The sequence below is a fragment of the Cobetia sp. AM6 genome, assembly GCF_009617955.1.
In the GTDB taxonomy this organism is placed as follows: Bacteria; Pseudomonadota; Gammaproteobacteria; order Pseudomonadales; family Halomonadaceae; genus Cobetia; species Cobetia amphilecti.
This window is the reverse complement of record NZ_AP021868.1, coordinates 1118514-1136273: the sequence shown is the minus strand read 5'-3', so window position 1 is coordinate 1136273 and position 17760 is coordinate 1118514. Positions and strand designations below refer to the sequence as shown.

The window sequence follows — 17760 nt, the reverse complement described above, 5'->3', positions numbered from 1 at the left end:
GATGCCCAGAAAGCTGGATACCCAGAAAGCGGGATGTCCAAAAAAAGAAGACCCCCGACGGAATCCGTCGGGGGTCTTCTTGTCTGGCGGCTAGCTGGCCTCAGCCTTGCTGGGGCAGCACCAGCTCACCGTCACGGATCTCGAAGCGCTTCACGTCCGGCTTGTCCTCGAGACGCACGGTGCGGGTCTCGTCACCCATGTCGACCTTGACGTCGTAGCCGACCACCTTGTCTGACGCGTCCTGCACCGTTTCGCAGCGCTGTTCGGTCGTGGTGTAGGTGTCGCCCTTCTTCATCTGGCCCTGGATCTGGTTGCCGGCATAACCGCCACCCACGGCGCCCGCGGCTGTCAGCACCTTCTTGCCATTGCCACCGCCAAACTGATTGCCCACGACACCGCCGACGATCGCGCCGACGGCCGTGCCCACGACATTGTGGGTGTCCTTGCTGGGCGCCTGATGCGTCACGGTCTCGTTGTGACAGACCTCGCGCGGGGTGGTCACGGTTTCCGTCACGGCATCCACCGCCACGATATCGGCATATTCAGGGCCTGAGTTGCTGGCCGTATAGCTGCCGATCGCCACTCCACCGCCAATGCCCAGTGCAGCAACGATCGCGCCAATCAGGATGGACTTGTTCATGCGTGTTCTCCTCACCGAATAGTGTTGCAGCCTGGCTCGTCGGCCAGTCAGCCACGCCCCTGGATGACACTTGAGGGGCTTGCCGCTGCGTTCGGAGAGTAATCTAACACTGTTCGATAAACTCGGTAATGTGGCAACTTCACCACCCGGTCGTCGCCATTTCGCAACATCGGGCGTGGAAAAACCAGTATCTACGCTAGATCATGCCTTATATTAGCAATTTCTTGGCAAGCAGGCTTGCGACCAGAAAACCCCGCTCATCGTCCTGGCGCTGACGCGGGCTGTGCGAGTCGGACAGAACGAACAGGGCCGGTGCGAGCGCCTCAGCTCGCACCGGCCCTTGCCTTGATGGCCCTGACCGCAAGTCACTCAGTCCAGCTGATTGGCCGTGATGGACACGGCTTCATCGTTGCAGAACTGTACGCGGACATCTTCCCACCAGTTCAGCAGACGGCAGGACGTGTCATCGGCAATCGTCTCGCTGATATCACTGGGCTTGCCCAGCAACGAGATGGCCTGAGCCTCGCTCATGCCCTGCACCAGATAGCCATCATCCAGCGCTGAACGAATGCGGTACTGGCGCTGACTCTCCTCACGTGCGGCCAGGGCACGCTCTTTCTCACGCGCCAGGCGCTGTGCGGTCGGGTCTTCGCCTGAGGTTTCCTCTACCACGTCAGCGGCGGGTACCACCGTCAGTGAATCATCCAGCGTGACGGGGGTATCGCCCTGCTGACAAGGCTGCTGCTGCCAGGTGGGCACCCCCGCCTGCATACAGCGAAAGATGCTGTTGTTGGCCTTGGCGGCAGGCGGCAGAGAGGGTGTCGCCGGGTCGGCAATCACTTGCGCCCGGGGCGCCTGCCCGTCACTCGAAGACGCTGCAGCATTCGGCGACTCCTCCGCCTGAACCGCCGCAAGCGGCATACCACTGACCAGCGTCGCCACCAGCAGTCTCCGCAAGAGCCGGCGCGACACGCTGCCGCAGGAATCCATCATCAACTTGTCTCTCCGCTTGGTGAGAGCGTGGATCATGTACGGATATCACGCCCAATGAGGTGAAATGGCAAAGCCATCATCCTTGCGTCAGCGCTTCCACTGATAGACCTCATCGGCGGTCTGCACATCGTCATGGTGACTGACATCAGAGCGACTGGGGGTCGAGGCCGCTGCGCCTGATCCATCGCCCGGAGTGTCCAGTGGCGGCATGCCTGGCATGGCCAGGCTGTCGTGGCTGTGGCCGTGATCGGGGCGGTGGTCGTGATCAGACGGCTCGATCTGATCGAGACTGGCTGCGCCGTGATCGGGCGTATCCCAGACGGTGACTACCCGATTGCGCCCTTCGCGCTTGGCACGGTACATGGCCTGATCGGCACGCTGCAGAAGGTCCGGCAGCAGTGATTCCGCGCAAGCGGCCGGTCCGCCCTGGGCCACCCCGATACTGATGGTGACCCGCAGCAGCTGGCCGTTGCTCAGCGTGAAGGCACGACTGTTGATCGAGAGCAGCAAGCGCTCGGCTGCGTGCTGGAGCCCTTCTCTGTCCTCCGTCGGGCACAGGGCCACGAACTCTTCTCCCCCCTGGCGGCACAACTGATCACTGCCGCGCAGGTGATGACGCAGTCGTTGCGTCAGCTCTATCAGCACCTCATCGCCAATCGCATGCCCTTGCGTATCGTTGATGGCCTTGAAGTGATCGACATCGATCATCAGCACTCCCAGGCCACCACGACTCAGCAGACGCGGCCCCTCTTCCAGCAAGGCAAAACGAGACAGCGCCCCCGTCAGCTGATCATGGCGCAAGTCACGACGGTAGCGCTTCTCGCGCTGCTCAGCCTCCCACCCGATCTGCACGGCCACCACCGCGATGAAGGTGACGGAAATCACCAGGTTGACGACACTAGCCAACGACATGAACTCATAGGAGACGATATAGACCGGGCTGGTGAGGTATTGGGCACCGATATAGAACAGCAGCAGGACACCACTGAACAGTAGCCGTTGAATGCGTGACAGGGACGCGATACAGACGAAGAAGATGGCGACGATATGGAAATACTCGAAGCCACCCTCGGCGCCAAACTGGTATTCCCACCATGCCGCCTTGGCTGACATCGGCACCACCAGCAACAGCAACGCGGAATTCATGTACCCCTTGCGATGGAACATGATGGCCAGGACGTTGAGCAGGACGCCGATGACATTGATCACCACCGGCTGCGGATAAGGCTGCAGGCCCAGCAGAGCGAAGTAGCCCAGCTGGCAGCCGAGCGCACTGATATAGATCCACATGAACAACTGATAAAGCACGAGGTGCCGCTCAGCCAGCCCCGCTGGAGCTGGCCACCGCCACTTCATGTTTACCGTGCGCAAGACACCCTGCCGACTTCCCGCTTTGCGACGGCGATCTGCTTTCGCCATGATTCCTTCCTCATTTACGGCACTTCCCGTGTGCCTCCGCTGCGCGCTACCTGATGATTTTACCTGCCTATTCTATCTCACGCTGCTGTATGAAACGTGACAGCCCTTACCAGTGCGCATCCTACAAGGCATGCAGCGCAGTCAGGCATGTGACTCACGTGTACCAGGCGCCCTCCCCTGCGAGACTGGCAATCCCATCACAGCGGCGTGGCTCACGTAGCAGGAGCCTGAGCGTGAAGCATCAGCAATCTCGAGGATCATCAGTCGAAGATTCTCACAAAGTGGGCCTTGTGGGTGACTTGCAGAGTAGTTCAGAGAAGATTTAAGCCCTAGATTCAGTCGTGATGATGACCGGGCTGGAAAAAGTCCGTGACCAGTCAATGGTACTCTTGAGCATGGCAATGCTGACATCTCGTCGCCAGCCTGCATGACCCGGACCACCTGACACTCGGGCCCTCCTCGACGTCTGAGACAAGAACCGGGCAGACAATCGCCCGCCTTCGTGACACCATCAGCGCCTGGACATGGCAGTAGCCGTCACCCACTTTTCCCCGCCGCTTTAGAGAAGAGAGACTGTAATGGACGCGACCACTCTGACACGCGACTTCCACCTGTGGCAGCGTTTCTCCAAGCAAGACCGCCTGGAACGTGAACATCGTGCTGCCCGCCGCAAGATCGCCGAAGCTGGCACCATGGCGACGCGCATGATCAAGGCCTATGAAAGCATGGCCGCCAAGGGCGTCTCCGAGAATGCATGCTATCGCACCATCTACAAGCAACGCGATGCGCAGGGTGAGATCATGGTGCGCGAAGGCTGGCTCAAGGTGCGTCGTGTGGTCGCTGAAGGCGGCACCACGCGTCTTCGCGGCACGCTGATGACGACGTTCAGCCTGCTGGAGGGTGAGCAGGAGCCCGCTGATGCCAGCGTCGAGAAACTCACGCTCGAGGTGTATGACGAAATCGTCGCCGGCACCAAGATGAAGCTGGCCTGCAAGGTGGACCGCTGCGACGCCGATGACCAGACGGACTTCATCACCTTCCTGGATGCCGTACGCGGCGACCTCAAGGAGTGGGTGTGACGCGCCCAGGCGTGAACGCCAGCCTCTGATGAAGGGATGACTCCCTGAATCGGCTCAATGATGCCCACTCGCCTCGTGCAGTGGGCATCAATGCTGTCAGGGGCAAGAAAACTGCTGGCTCATGCCAGTACCGGCCTGCCGGGGCTTTGTTTCCCAAATGGAATCTATCCATTTCCCAACTCGCACAGATAGCGACGAATATTGACTTGATAGACCGGAATTCCTGTCACTGTTGCGACAGTAGCAACCTGAGGTTACCCATCGTGCAGGAAACTCCTGGCCCTCGCCTGACTCATAGTACGCAGAACATGCTCGTCATCTGATTACAGGAGTCAGTCCATGAATGCCATTGCACCGTCGGCTTACCATACCCTCGACGTCGAAACGCTCTCTCATGTCACTTCCGCTCGTCTGCCTTTGCAGCCGATCGGCGACATCACCATGGATAGCCCGGCCAGTGAGCTGGTGACGGACTTTGCCGTTACCGCCGGTCGCAGCATTCAGGGCAGCGCCTCCATCGGTCAGGCACTGGCGACCATGAAACAGGCGGGGGTGCGTCTGCTGCTGGTCCACGATCATGATGGCACCTTCACCGGCGTGGTGACCTCGCGTGAGCTGCAGGGTGGCCGAGTCGTGATGCGCGCCATGACCCGCTTCAATGTTCAGCGCGACGAAGTCACTACCGACATGGTGCAGATACCCCGCGCAGAGCTGCAGGGCATTCCTCTCGCCGTGCTCAAGCGCGCCCGCGTCGGGGACCTGGTCGAGACACTGCGTCAGAGCGGAGAATCCCACCTGCTGGTGACCGAGCAGGGCGACGATGGCAAGCCCTGCGTGCGCGGTCTGGTCGCCGCCTCCCGCGTCGGCAAGGCCTTGGGGCTCGATCTGGAACACCCGCCGGAAGCACGCAATTTCGCTGATATCTGCCGGGCCGTGCTGGGCAAGTACGAGTGACCCGACAAGGGTAGGCAGTGTTCTCAGTCATCTGGCTGACAGAGGCGTCATGAAGCCGCGTCTTGACAAGATGGTTTATCCCCAGACTGGTGCTTGATTCGGGAAAAATGCTCACAAACGGCGTATGATGTGGCTATCAGCGCGAGATATCACTTGGCAGGCAGCATGGAAGCGCCTGTCGGTCAGAGAGATGACTCGGGCTCTGACGGATATACTCAGCCAACGGATGGTGTAGATGAGGATTTCAGCCATGCCATTACGCTCACTGCGTGATCATCTTTTCAAGCAGCGCCACGTCGAGGTGCTCGTCATCAAACAGATTGATGGCGAGCTCGTGCATGTGTGTGGTGCCGGCATCGTGGAAGGCAACGGCAGCGTCAGTCACAAGCGGCGTGAGCTGCAGCGTGACAACCATGCCTTCCCGGTGCGCATGTATGATGGCAATCAGGTACTTCAGCCGGACGACTTCAATCGTCTGGTGCTGCTGGAGGAAGTGACTCTGCATCCCCTTGGCTGCCAGCCGAAGGAAGCCATCTCGCTGGAGGTGGCTGGCCATCGCTATCGTGTCGCGCATACCCCCATGCGCTGCTGGCACTTCCGCGGCCACCTCGTGCTGGAGCGCACGCCCCAGGGCATGCTGCTGAGCACCGAGGACATGACCCTGATTCGCGCCAAGGCGAGTCGCCAGCCAGTCTCCAATACGGCACGCGCCAATGCCGAGCGCCTGCAGAAGACGCCCGCATGGCGCAATGTCGCTCCCCGCGGCCACGATGTGCATGCCGACGGCGCCACGACGCGTCAACGCGCGGCAGCACGCAGGATCGACAGCCCGACACGCGAGCTGGAGCTTGAGCCCAAGTACTGAGGGGCACAGGAGCGGCGCATTGAGACAGATGAATTGAGAAAGGCCCATCGAGAAAGGCGCATAGAGACAGAACGCTCGGCAACTGCCGAGCGTTCTGCTGTCCAGGGTCCGGTTGGAGGAAGAACGGTTCGCGGCAAGACAGCTTGAGCATATGCCGGTATTCTCACAGACCTGTCCTCTCGTTCAGGTTTCCTCATGCGCCGAATGCCAGCATCCCTTTTCCTGCTCATCCTGATTCTGGTCGCCCTGAACCTGCGTCCGGCGCTGTCATCCCTGGCGCCCCTGCTGGATCGCATCACCCAGGACCTGGGCCTGAGCACGCTGGCAGCGGGCCTTCTCACCACACTGCCCGTCGTCTGCCTGGGACTATTCGCCCCACTGGCGCCGCGCCTGGCCCGCCGCCTGGGGGTAGAGCGCACCCTCAGCCTTGCCCTGGTCACTCTCGGCATCGCCCTGTGGTTGCGAGCCAGTGACATGGCACTGCTGCTCTATCTCGGCACCCTGTTATGTGGCGGCAGCATCGGCGTCGCCGGCACCCTGCTGCCCGCCATCGTCAAGCGTGAGCATCCTGAGCGAGCCGACCTGTTCACCGGCGTTTACACCATGGCGCTATGTCTTGGTGCGGCGCTGGCCGCGGGACTCAGCGTGCCATTGGCCAATCTTCTCGACAGCTGGCAAGCCTCATTGGCCTGCTGGGCGCTGCTTGTGATGATCGCGCTTCCCGCCTGGCGCCTGAGCATGCCCCACCCGTGGCCAGAGAAGATGACCAGCCATCAGCAGGCTGCCCCTCGCCTGTGGCACCTGCCGCTGGCCCGTCAGGTCACCTTCTTCATGGGCTGCCAGTCTTCCCTGGCCTATATCGTCTTTGGCTGGCTGCCTTTCCTGCTCCAGCAACGCGGTCTGAGCGATATCGAATCCGGCTGGCTGATGGCCGCCTCGGTAATGGCACAGGTGCTCACTGCCCTGCTGGCCCCCGTGATCGGCCGCATGGGGCGCGACCAGCGCCCCGCCATCCTGCTGCTGCTGTCCTGTACCGCCATCGGCCTGCTGGGACTGATGATCGGGCCACTGTCCCTGCGCTGGCTGTTCGCCGTGCTGCTCGGTTTCGGCCAGGGGGGCAGCTTCTCGATGGCATTGACGCTGCTGGTGCTGCGCACCTCCGATGCACGTCTGGCGGGCGCCCTCTCCGGCATGGCACAAGGCACCGGCTACATGCTGGCCGCCCTCGGGCCACTCGCCGTCGGCATTCTGCTGGAAATCACGGCCGACCTGCGCGTGATCGCGTCGCTGTTCGCGCTGATCCTGCTGAGCGCCGCCATGCTTGGCTTCCAGGTCGGCAGGCGTCGCCGTATCTGCCTGCGCGAGGATGGCAGCGCCGAAGTGGTCGATGGCTGACATCTTCTCCCCTCAAGGGGTGAGGCAAGGCCCCACCAAGGCATCAATATTATCTGTCAGCCATGCCTGTATGATAGATTTTATCGATACTACTTGTCGTTGAAATTTATATATTCCGAATGTCTCATTTGGATTCCTCTGGTGTCGCTCTACCCTCTGAGTTCTCGTTGTAAAGCAACGAACATTACGCCCTGCCATGTTCGAACGGCACTGCCATGTTCGAACTGCTCGGCCATGGTCAACCAGCCAGACAATGTTCGACCTGCTTCGCAACGAGACCCTCATAACAACAATCTCACACCCAGAGGCACATGCTCATGTCCTTCGAAAGGATTCGATTGTCCTCCCCCTGCTCGGGAGACACCTCATGCTGTCATTGATCGGCGTAGCCATCATCGTCATCGGCCTGGCACTGCGCCTCAATGCGCTGCTGGTGGTGCTGGTGGCAGGGTTCTCCTCCGGCCTGGTGGCCGGCATGTCACCCACTGAAATTCTCGCCGCGCTCGGCCAGGCCTTTACCGACAACCGCGCCGTCTCGCTGTTCATCATCACCCTGCCGGTGATCGGGCTGCTCGAACGCAATGGACTGCGTGATCAGGCCGAACATCTGGTCCAGAAACTGCGGGCCGCCAGCGCCGGGCGCATCTCCTTCAGCTACCTGGTGCTGCGCAAGGCGACCAATGCCTTCGGCCTGCAGCTCGGTGGTCACCCGGCGATGATCCGACCGCTGGTCGCCCCGATGTCAGTCGGCGCCGCCGAACGTGATCTCCCCGAAGAGGCGCTGAGCTCGCCACGCTTCAAGGCCCTGAGCCAACGCATCCGCGTTCTGAATGCCGTCAGCGAGAACTTCGGCAACTTCTTCAGCCAGCTGATCTTCGTGGCTTCCGGCGGGTTGTTGCTGATCAAGAGCGTGCTCGACAAGAGTGGCGCCAGCGTCAGCCTGGCCGACATGGCGCTGTATGCCATTCCCACCGCGCTGGTGTCACTGGTGGTGGTCTTCGTGCTCTGCCGCCGGCTGGACGCACGCATTCGCCGTGAACATCAGCTGCTGCGCGAGGAATACCCCCAGCCCTCCGGCCAGACCAACGCGACACCAGGCAAGGACACCTTCACCACTTCTGCGACGGAGAGCCACTCATGAACAGTATCGACGCTCTCTACCTGATTACCGGCTTCGCCATCATGGCCTTTGCCGTCCTGACGCTCACCGATCGTGATCATCCGCGCAGACTCGGCACCAGTGCCTTCTGGATGATCTTCGGCATCAGCCTGGCATTTGGACAATGGCTGCCCGATGTCGCGGTCGGACTTGCCATGCTGGCGCTGGCGCTGCTGGCCGCCACCGGCCAGCTCGGGTTCGGCAACTACGGCCAGTTGAGCGATGAGGCGCGTCAGGCGCGCCGCAAGCGCTTGGGGTCGCGCCTGTTCATCCCCGCGCTGGTGATTCCGGTCGGCACCTTCCTTTACACCCTCACGACAGGTCAGAGTGCGCTGGTCGGCCTGGGCGTCGCAACGGTACTGGCCTTTGCCGTGGCGCTGCTGCTGCTGCGCGAGAGCCCGGCGACCGGCATGCAGGAAGGTCGCCGTCTGGCCGATGCCATCGGCTGGGCCGCCATCCTGCCGCAATTCCTGGCCGCCCTTGGCCTGCTGTTCGATCAGGCCGGCGTCGGCCAGACCATCGCCGGGCTGGTCTCGAGCGTGGTGCCGGATACCAGCCTGATCGCCTGCGTGATTGCCTACTGCGTCGGCATGGCCGTATTCACCATGCTGATGGGCAACGGCTTCGCGGCCTTTGCGGTCATCACCTCCGGCATCGGCTATCCGCTGGTCATCGCGCTGCATGGCGGCAACCCGGCCATCGTCGGCGTGCTGGGCATGCTGTCCGGCTACTGCGGCACTCTGATGACGCCGATGGCCGCCAACTTCAACATCGTGCCGGCCGCCCTGCTGGAACTGGATGACCGCTACCACATCATTCGCGCACAGATACTGCCTGCGCTGGTCATGCTGGCCGCCAATATCAGCCTGATGTTGCTGCTGGCCTTCTGATCTCCCACTCTTACCCGCGCATCGATCACCGCCAGCCGTGACCCGCGGTGATCGATGCCAGCCAAGGAATTTCATCATGCGTCGTCTGCTACTCTGCGGCTTCGAGCCCTTCGGCACGGATAGCGTCAATCCCGCCCTCAAGATCATCGAACAACTGGACGGTCAGACACTGGCCATGCACGACCAGCCCGATGAGCGCTTCGAGATCATCACCTGCCGGGTGCCGGTGACACGCTACGCCGCGATTGACAGCGTCATCGAGGCCATCGGCGAACACGCCCCTGACACCGTGATCATGCTCGGTCAGGCCAGCGGTCGCAGCGCCATCACGCCGGAGCGTGTCGCCATCAACCTGGATGACTATCGCATCAAGGACAACGGCGGCCACCAGCCGGTGGATGAGCCCATCGAGGCCGACGGCCCGGATGGCTGTTTCACCACCTTGCCGATCAAGGCGATGGTCAACGACCTCCAGGCGGCAGGCCTTCCCGCCAGCGTCTCCTACACGGCAGGCACCTTCGTCTGCAACCACCTGTTCTATGGGGTGCAGCGTCATCTGGCGGATAGCCCCATCCGCTCCGGCTTCGTGCATATCCCGGCGCTGCCCGAGCAGAGTGTCGATGGCCGCCTGCCGACCATGAGTCTTGAAAGCATGCTCGAAGGCGTACGGGTGATGTGCATCAGCGCCATGTCCCATCAGGAGGATGCGCGCATCGGCGGTGGCAATATCAGCTGAGCGCCCCCATCGCGTCGCGGCTGAACGCCCGACGCCGACAGCTCCCCTGCAAGCCGGCATGCGTTACAATGCCGGCTTTCCCATTTCTGGCAGGTGGACACGATGACTCCCGAGACGCACATCCTGGTACTGTATACCGGCGGCACGCTGGGCATGGTGGAAAGTGAACAAGGACTGGTACCTGCCGGTGACTTCGATGCACGTCTGCGCGCAGCACTGGAGCAACTGCCCCCCAGCCGTCGTGGCCGTCTGCCCGCCTTCACCCTGCGCGAGTTTCCGCAGCTGATCGACTCCTCCTCCGCGACACCGGCGGACTGGCACACCATCGCCAGCCAGATCGCGGACGCCTACGACAGCTTCGATGGCTTCGTCGTCCTGCAGGGCACCGACACCCTGGCCTGGACGGCCTCCAGCCTCGCCTTCCAGCTCAAGGGCACCGCGCGCCCGGTGATCGTCAGTGGCGCACAGTTGCCGCTGGAAGCCGAGCACAGTGACGCGCTGGGCAATGTCGAACTGGCACTCACCGCCGCCGCCCAGCCGACCCTCAATGAAGTCGTGGTCGCCTTCGGCGGACAGTTGCTGCGTGGCGTGTGCACCCGCAAGTGGTACACCCAGGACCACCGCGGCTTCACCACGCCCAATGCGCCGCTGCTGGGCGAATGGGTCGATGACCGCGTCGTGCTCTACCCCGGCCGCCTGATGGATGATCAAGGCCCCGCCTTCGAGCTGCCCGACTATGCCCGCCTCGGCAAGGACAGCATCATTCGCCTGCCGCTCTACCCCGGCATCAGCGCCGAGAGCGTGCGTGTGCAGTTGATGCGCCCCGAGGTCAAGGGCGCCGTGCTGGAGCTGTGGGGCAGCGGCAATCTGCCGGAAGACGGCGAGCTTTTGGGGGTATTGGCCGATGCGCGTGGCGAAGGCAAGCTGCTGGCCGGTATCAGCCAATGTCCGCACGGGCCGGTCACCATCGGCCACTATGCGGCCGGCGCAGGCCTGGCCACTGTCGGCGTGCTGTCAGGCGACGACATGACGCTGGAAGCGGCCTTCACCAAACTGCTGCATCTGGTGGCGCTCGATCAGGATGAGGACTGGCAGCGGGAACGCTTCCTGATGCCCTTGGTAGGTGAGCGCGCCAGCGGCCTGCTGTGAGTCCTGGCGACCCCGCGTGTCGCTGAACTCTTATCGCTGAGCTCTAGCCTCTGAACTCTAGCCTCTGAACTCTAGCCGCTGAGCGCTGAATTCTGGTCGCTGATCAGCGCGCAAACCAGCCTTCAGCGTTGACCGATAGATAACAGAAAGCCCCCGTCAGGCGTACCTGACGGGGGCTTTCCAGTTTCGCTGATAGGCCTTGGCTAATCCTTCACGCCAAGGCGCAAATCAACAGGGCCAGCTGGATCAACTGGATCAACCGGTGTTGCGCAGACCGGCCGAGATACCGGCCATGGTCACCATCAGTGCGCGTGACAGCTCGGCGGAGATGGCGCCATCAGCGTCGCGGTTACGCTGCAGCAGCTCGGCCTGCAGACCATGCAGCGGGTCGATGTAGGGGTTGCGCACATCGATGGCCTGACGGATCAGCGGCATATGCTCAAGCAGTGCCTGTTGATCGCGGATCTCCAGCACCACCTTCTCCAGACGCTCGAGACGATCTCGCAGCGATTGCCCCAGCGCCTTCAGGGCCGGCTCATCGACCAGACGCTGCTCGTAGTAGGCCGCCGTCGAGAGGTCGGCCTTGGAGAGCAGCATCTCCAGCATGTCGACGTAGGTGGAGAAGAACGGCCAGTCGTTCATCATCTCGCGCAGCACTTCCAGGCCGCCCTCTTCCTGCATGCGCGTGGCGAAGGCCTCGCCACTGCCCAGCCAGGCGGGCAGCATCAGACGAATCTGGGTCCAGGCGAAGATCCACGGGATCGCACGCAGCGTCTCGACGCCACCATCCTGACGCCGCTTGGCGGGGCGTGAGCCCAGCGGCAGACGTGCCAGTGCGGTTTCCGGTGTTACCGAGCGGAAGTACGGCACGAAGTTCGGGTCTTCACGCACCACGCCGACATAGGCCTTGTGCGCGATACCGGCCAGGCGATCCATCTCGTCTCGCCATTGCTGCTTGGGCGCCGGCGGCGGCAGCATGCTGGCTTCCAGCACCGCGCAGACATAGATCTCCATCGAGCGGCTGGCGATGTCCGGCAGACCGAACTTGAAGCGAATCATCTCGCCCTGCTCGGTGACGCGCAGCGAGCCGGTCACCGAGCCCGGTGGCTGGGACAGGATCGCCGCATGCGCCGGGCCGCCGCCACGACCGACCGTACCACCACGGCCGTGGAACAGGGTCAGTTCGACGCCGTGGCGCTTGGTGACTTCCACCAGCGTTTCCTGAGCGCGGTACTGTGCCCAGGCAGCCGCCAGCTGGCCAGCGTCCTTGGCGGAGTCGGAGTAACCGATCATCACTTCCTGACGATCACCGGCCTGCTCGCGATAGATCGGCATGCCCAGCAGCGTGTCGATGACCGGGCCTGAGCGGTCCAGATCATCCAGCGTCTCGAACAACGGCGCGATCGGCAGGCGCACATCACCGCCGATCTCCTTCATCAACAGTGCCACCGCCAGCACATCGGAGGCCTGACCGGCCATCGAGATGATGTAGGTGCCCAGCGCCTCGCGATGCTCGCGCGCGATGACCTTGAAGGTATCCAGCACCTCGCGCGTGTCGGTGGAGCATTCCCAATGGCGCGGGATCAGCGGGCGACGGCCAGCCAACTCCTTGGTGAGGAAGTCACAGCGCTGCTGCTCGTCCCACTCGAAATAGCTGCCCAGCCCCAGCGTCTGACTCAGTTCATCGAAGACCTGTGCGTGGCGCGTACTTTCCTGGCGGATATCGAGCTTGGTCAGGGTGACACCGAAGCAGGCCACGCGACGCAGGGTGTCGAGCAGTGCGCCGTTGGCGATGGTGTCCAGTCCCACATCGCACAACGAGCGGTAGCAGGCCAGCAGCGGCGTATACAGCTGCTCGCGGGTCTCGATGATATCGACGCCTTCGTGGCGCTTGCCGTCCAGGCCCGCCTTGGCCCAGTCACGCGTGCTTTCCATGCGCAGGATCAGGCGACGCAGGATCTCGCGATAGGGTTCAGCCACATCACCGGCCTCGGCACGCAGGGCGGCCGTGCACTTCCACATCGACAGCTCCGACTTGAGCTGTTCGAGATCGCGAAGGTAAAGGTCCGCCGCCATCCAGCGTCCCAGCAGCAGCACGGTCCGCGTCACGCTGGCGGTGACATTGGGGTTGCCGTCGCGGTCACCACCCATCCAGGAGGCGAAGCAGATCGGTGCGGCGTCCAGCGGCAGGCGCTCGCCGGCGGCGTCCAGCGTCATCTCGTCAAGCTGACGGTGGAAGTCCGGCACCGCTTGCCACAGCGAGTTCTCGATGGTGGCAAAGCCCCACTTGGCCTCATCCACCGGCGTCGGACGCTCGTGGCGAATCTCGTCAGTGTGCCAGGCCTGACTGATCAGCTCGGTCAGACGTGCACGCGCGAGGGTCGCCTGTTCCGGGCGATCACAGGCGCCTTCCATCTGGGTCAGGCAGCCCTCGATGGCATCGTATTTCTGGATCAGGGTGCGGCGGATGACTTCCGTCGGGTGCGCCGTCAGCACCAGCTCGACACGCATCGCCGAGAGCTCCTCGACGATCTTCTGCGCGCTGAAGCCACGCTCGCGAATGCGCGTGATCAGCTCGCCGAGGTCCGGCTGGCTGCCGGGACGATAATCCTCGACGCGCTTGAAGCGGCCACGGTAGTGCTGCTCGGCGATGTTGGAAAGATTCAGAAACTGGTTGAACGCCCGAGTGACCGGCAGCAGATCACCATCCGGCAGATCACGCAGATAGTCGATCAGCTCATGACGGGCGGCCTGATCGCCCTGCTGGCCCTGTTTGGCCAGGGCGCGGATGCGCTCGATGCGTGCGACGAAGTCATCGCCGAGGTCGGCCGCGATGGTCTGGCCGAGGTTGTCACCGAGAATACGCACGTTATCGCGCAACGATTCATGCAAGTCGTGACTCATGAAACCCTCCTTGGGAGTGACGGTGCTGCCGCGGTCATCTTCCCCTGTCACCAGGGGCACACAGTCAGATAGCTGACAACAGATTCCCTCATTGCGCAAAGACACCTGATGACAACCGGCTGAGGGAAGACACCGGTCTGGCGCTGGTGAAGACACTGGCGCGAAACGGAAAGACCCGCGGCGCAGCAGACCGGAAAGCAGGACAAGACTCGCGTCCTGATCGCTTCCCCTCAGCATACGACCGCGGGCCTCGGCTCCACAATCCGACTATCGCGTAAACTTACTACATTTTTCCAAATGCCCTTTTCCCAATACCCTGCGACGACGCCCTATCACCGAACCAGCGGCGTCACCGGACGCGCTGCTGACGCCGCACCCTCGCCCTGTCGCGCCTGCTCAGCCACACGCTCCCGGCGCTTGGCCTCATCCCAATGCGCATCCATCTCGGCAAGCGACGCCTCATCCAGCGTGCGCCCTTGCCCTGCGATCGCGGCTTCCACATGGCGGAAGCGTGATTCGAAGCGCGCATTGGTGGCGCGCAGCATCTGCTCCGGGTCCGCCTTGAGGGTGCGCGCGAGATTGACCACCGCGAACAGCAGATCCCCGACCTCCTCGCGCGCATGGGCCGTATCACCCTCGGCCAGAGCTTCCTCGACTTCGCCGAGCTCCTCACGAATCTTGGCCAGCACGCCACTCGTGTCAGGCCAGTCAAAGCCCGAACGCGCGGCCTTCTTCGAGAGCTTGGCCGCCCGCGTCAGCGCCGGCAGGCCAATTGGCACGCCATCCAGCACGCTGTCGCCGGCAGTCTGGCTGGCAGGCGCGTCAGCGAACTCCTGCTGCTTGAGCGACTCCCACTGGGCGTTGAGCGAGCCTTCGTCGACCTCATGAGTGGCGATGCCCTCCCGGCGCGATGCGAGGGTGCCATCCGGGAAGACATGCGGATGGCGGTGCAGCATCTTCTCGGTCAGCACATGGATCACGTCGTGGAAATCGAAGCGTTGCTGCTCACTGGCGATCTGGGCGTAGAAGACGCCCTGAAACAGCAGGTCACCCAGTTCCGCCGGCAGCTCCTCGAGCACGCTGGCATCGGCTGCGGCGCGCTCGATGACATCGGCGACCTCATAGGCCTCCTCCAGGGTGTGCGGCACCAGGCTCGCGTAATCCTGGCGGCTGTCCCACGGGCAGCCGTACTGCGGGTCACGCAGCACGGCCATCAGGGTCAGCAGGTCATCGAGGGTGTAGCGCGTATCGGCTTGCCTGCCTGCATCGACATCGACACTGGCATCCAATCGGCGACTCATGCCTTGTCGCCCCCGACCCGCAGGCGCTTGACGTCGATGATGTTGGGCAGCTGCTGGATGCGGGCAAATACGCGCCCCAGCACATCGAGATTCTCGACTTCCAGCGTGATCTTGAGCGTGGCGATGTTGTCGAGCTGATCGGTGCGCGTGTTCACCGACAGCACATTGACCTTGTCGCCGCTCAGCACATTGGTGACATCGCGCAGCAGACCGGAGCGGTCCCAGGCCTGGATCTCGATATCGACCGGATACTGATTGCGCGAGCGCTGACCCCAGTCGACATCGACGATGCGACGCGGCTCGTCCGAGCGCAGCTGGATCAGGTTCGGGCAGTCCTGACGGTGCACGGTCACGCCGCGCCCCTGGGTGATGAAACCGGCGATCTGATCGCCCGGCACCGGGTGACAGCAGTTGGCCATGGTGGTCTTCAGATTGCCGACCCCCAGCACCATGACGGCGTCGGGCTTTTCCTTGCCCTGCGGCTTGCGCTGGCGCAGCAGACGCTCGAGCTGCTCCTGATCATCGGTGTCGCCGAACAGCTGCTGGGCCTGATGCAGCACCTGGCCGACGCGCAGATCGCCCGCGCCGATGGCGGCGTACATGTCATCACGCGTCGGGTAATTGACGGCGTTGGCCAGCTTGTCACGGTCGAGATTCTCCAGCGCCAGCCGCGAGAATTCCTTCTCGAGCAGCGCCTTGCCCTCATCGACGTTCTGGTCGCGTGCCTGCAGCTTGAACCAGGTCTGGATCTTGGCGCGGGCCCGCGAGGTGCGTACATAGCCCAGATTCGGGTTGAGCCAGTCGCGGCTCGGGCCGCCCTTGGTGGCGGTCAGGATCTCGACCTGCTGGCCGGTCTTGAGCTTGTAGGTCAGCGGCACGATGCGCCCGTCGACCTTGGCACCCCGGCAGCGATGGCCGACCTCGGTGTGCACGCGGTAGGCGAAGTCGATCGGCGTGGCGATCTTGGGCAGGTCGATGACATGCCCCTCCGGCGTGAAGACGTAGATGCGGTCCGGCGCGACATCGGAGCTCAGCCCCTGACGGATCGCCTCTTGGCCGCCGTTCTCGCCGACTTCGTCCTGCCATTCGAGCACCTGACGCAACCAGGCGATCTTGTCCTCGTAGCTGCGGCTCTTGTGGCCGACATCGTGGCCCTTGTAACGCCAGTGGGCACACACGCCCAGCTCCGCCTCCTCGTGCATGTCGAAGGTACGGATCTGGATCTCGATGACCTTGTTGCTCGGCCCCACCACCGCAGTGTGCAGTGACTGGTAGCCATTCTTCTTGGGGTTGGCGATGTAGTCGTCAAACTCATGCGGCACGTGGTGCCAGCGCGAGTGGACGATCCCCAGTGCCGTGTAGCAATCACTGACGGTGCCGACCAGAATCCGTACCGCGCGCACGTCATACACCTGGGAGAAGGCGATGCGCTTGATCTTCATCTTCCGCCAGATGGAGTAGATGTGCTTGGCACGGCCCGCGACATCGAAGTGCTTGATGCCCTGCTCGCTCATCAGAGTGCGCATCTCGACCAGCAGGTCGGCGATGTAGTGCTCACGCTCCAGGCGCTTCTCGGACAGCTGCTTGGCGATGGTCTTGTATTCATCTTCCTCGCGGTAGCGGAAGGACAGGTCCTCCAGCTCCCACTTGAGCTGACCGATGCCCAGGCGGTGCGCCAGCGGCCCGTAGATATCGAAGACTTCGCTGGCCACGCGCATGCGCTTCTCGCGCGGGGCATCCTTGACGTGACGCAGGGCGACGGTACGTTCGGCGATCTTGATCAGCGCGATGCGCACGTCATCGATCATCGACACCAGCATCTTGCGCAGGTTGTCCTGCTGGTCATGCTGCGCCATGCCATGACTCGGCGCCTGCAGCTGACTGATGGCGGCCATGTTGAGCACGCCATCGATCAGACGGGCCACTTCCTTGCCGAAATGCTTCTCGATGGCCTCAAGCCCCAGATGCCCTTCGCGTACCGCGCGATAGAGCACGGCCGCGACCAGCGCCGGTTGGTCGAGCTTGAGTTCCGACAGGATGTCGGCCATCTCGAGACTGAAACGGAAACTGCGCAGCGGCTCGCGCCACGGCTTGTCACCGCGGGCGTCCGCCTCGCGCGCCACCTTGAGCGCCACTTCACAGGCCTGCACCATGACCTCGGCATTCACCGACGGGACTTCCTCGCGCAGTCGCGCGACCCACACCGGGATGTCCACACCACCGCTATCGGTCAGCGGCTGATCTTCGCGCACCTTGACCATGACCCTATGTCCTTG

14 protein-coding genes are annotated in these 17760 nt (G+C 62.9%); 8 read left to right on the top strand and 6 right to left on the bottom strand.

The window, feature by feature from the left end; all coding sequences use genetic code 11:
- Positions 1 to 100: 100 nt before the first annotated feature.
- The 3 genes from CLAM6_RS04855 to CLAM6_RS04845 form a co-directional block, all read right to left on the bottom strand.
- On the bottom strand, positions 101 to 640 hold the full coding sequence (locus tag CLAM6_RS04855) for a glycine zipper 2TM domain-containing protein (RefSeq protein ID WP_043331847.1): 540 nt from the start codon (positions 638 to 640) through the stop codon (positions 101 to 103).
- 369 nt (positions 641 to 1009) lie between these two features.
- Positions 1010 to 1633 (bottom strand): hypothetical protein, encoded by a 624-nt coding sequence (locus tag CLAM6_RS04850; protein WP_153635294.1) that lies wholly within the window; start codon positions 1631 to 1633, stop codon positions 1010 to 1012.
- An 87-nt stretch (positions 1634 to 1720) separates the two neighbouring features.
- On the bottom strand, positions 1721 to 2923 hold the full coding sequence (locus CLAM6_RS04845) for a GGDEF domain-containing protein (RefSeq protein WP_172978624.1): 1203 nt from the start codon (positions 2921 to 2923) through the stop codon (positions 1721 to 1723).
- A gap of 707 nt (positions 2924 to 3630) precedes the next feature.
- Here CLAM6_RS04845 and CLAM6_RS04840 point away from each other — a divergent pair.
- The 8 genes from CLAM6_RS04840 to CLAM6_RS04805 all read left to right on the top strand — a co-directional run bounded on the left by CLAM6_RS04840 (position 3631) and on the right by CLAM6_RS04805 (position 11279).
- The gene (locus tag CLAM6_RS04840; RefSeq protein WP_153635292.1) at positions 3631 to 4131 is read left to right on the top strand and encodes a hypothetical protein; all 501 of its coding nucleotides are present in this window, start codon (positions 3631 to 3633) and stop codon (positions 4129 to 4131) included.
- 339 nt (positions 4132 to 4470) lie between these two features.
- Complete coding sequence (locus CLAM6_RS04835; protein ID WP_153635291.1) at positions 4471 to 5085, top strand: CBS domain-containing protein; 615 nt, start codon at positions 4471 to 4473, stop codon at positions 5083 to 5085.
- 250 nt (positions 5086 to 5335) lie between these two features.
- On the top strand, positions 5336 to 5950 hold the full coding sequence (locus CLAM6_RS04830; RefSeq protein WP_153635290.1) for a hypothetical protein: 615 nt from the start codon (positions 5336 to 5338) through the stop codon (positions 5948 to 5950).
- A gap of 204 nt (positions 5951 to 6154) precedes the next feature.
- The gene (locus tag CLAM6_RS04825) at positions 6155 to 7345 is read left to right on the top strand and encodes an MFS transporter (RefSeq protein ID WP_242007746.1); all 1191 of its coding nucleotides are present in this window, start codon (positions 6155 to 6157) and stop codon (positions 7343 to 7345) included.
- Between the two features lie 367 nt (positions 7346 to 7712).
- Positions 7713 to 8486: a DUF969 domain-containing protein gene (locus tag CLAM6_RS04820; RefSeq protein WP_153635288.1), complete on the top strand. Its 774-nt coding sequence runs from the start codon at positions 7713 to 7715 to the stop codon at positions 8484 to 8486.
- Positions 8483 to 9394 carry a DUF979 domain-containing protein gene (locus CLAM6_RS04815; protein ID WP_153635287.1) on the top strand — a complete coding sequence of 304 codons (912 nt, stop codon included), beginning with the start codon at positions 8483 to 8485 and terminating at the stop codon, positions 9392 to 9394. The genes CLAM6_RS04820 and CLAM6_RS04815 overlap by 4 nt, the downstream gene beginning before the upstream one ends.
- A gap of 76 nt (positions 9395 to 9470) precedes the next feature.
- Positions 9471 to 10130 (top strand): pyroglutamyl-peptidase I, encoded by a 660-nt coding sequence (pcp, locus tag CLAM6_RS04810; RefSeq protein WP_153635286.1) that lies wholly within the window; start codon positions 9471 to 9473, stop codon positions 10128 to 10130.
- Positions 10131 to 10232: 102 nt separating this feature from the next.
- Positions 10233 to 11279: an asparaginase gene (locus tag CLAM6_RS04805; RefSeq protein WP_153635285.1), complete on the top strand. Its 1047-nt coding sequence runs from the start codon at positions 10233 to 10235 to the stop codon at positions 11277 to 11279.
- 255 nt (positions 11280 to 11534) lie between these two features.
- On the opposite strand, the gene ppc is transcribed toward CLAM6_RS04805, so the two are convergent.
- From ppc to relA, 3 genes are all read right to left on the bottom strand, one after another.
- Positions 11535 to 14183 carry a phosphoenolpyruvate carboxylase gene (ppc, locus tag CLAM6_RS04800; protein ID WP_043331859.1) on the bottom strand — a complete coding sequence of 883 codons (2649 nt, stop codon included), beginning with the start codon at positions 14181 to 14183 and terminating at the stop codon, positions 11535 to 11537.
- 332 nt (positions 14184 to 14515) lie between these two features.
- A complete protein-coding gene (gene mazG, locus CLAM6_RS04795; protein ID WP_153635284.1) occupies positions 14516 to 15484 on the bottom strand; it encodes a nucleoside triphosphate pyrophosphohydrolase in 969 nt (322 codons plus the stop codon).
- Positions 15481 to 17745: a GTP diphosphokinase gene (gene relA, locus CLAM6_RS04790; RefSeq protein ID WP_043331860.1), complete on the bottom strand. Its 2265-nt coding sequence runs from the start codon at positions 17743 to 17745 to the stop codon at positions 15481 to 15483. The genes mazG and relA overlap by 4 nt, the downstream gene beginning before the upstream one ends.
- Positions 17746 to 17760 lie beyond the last annotated feature (15 nt).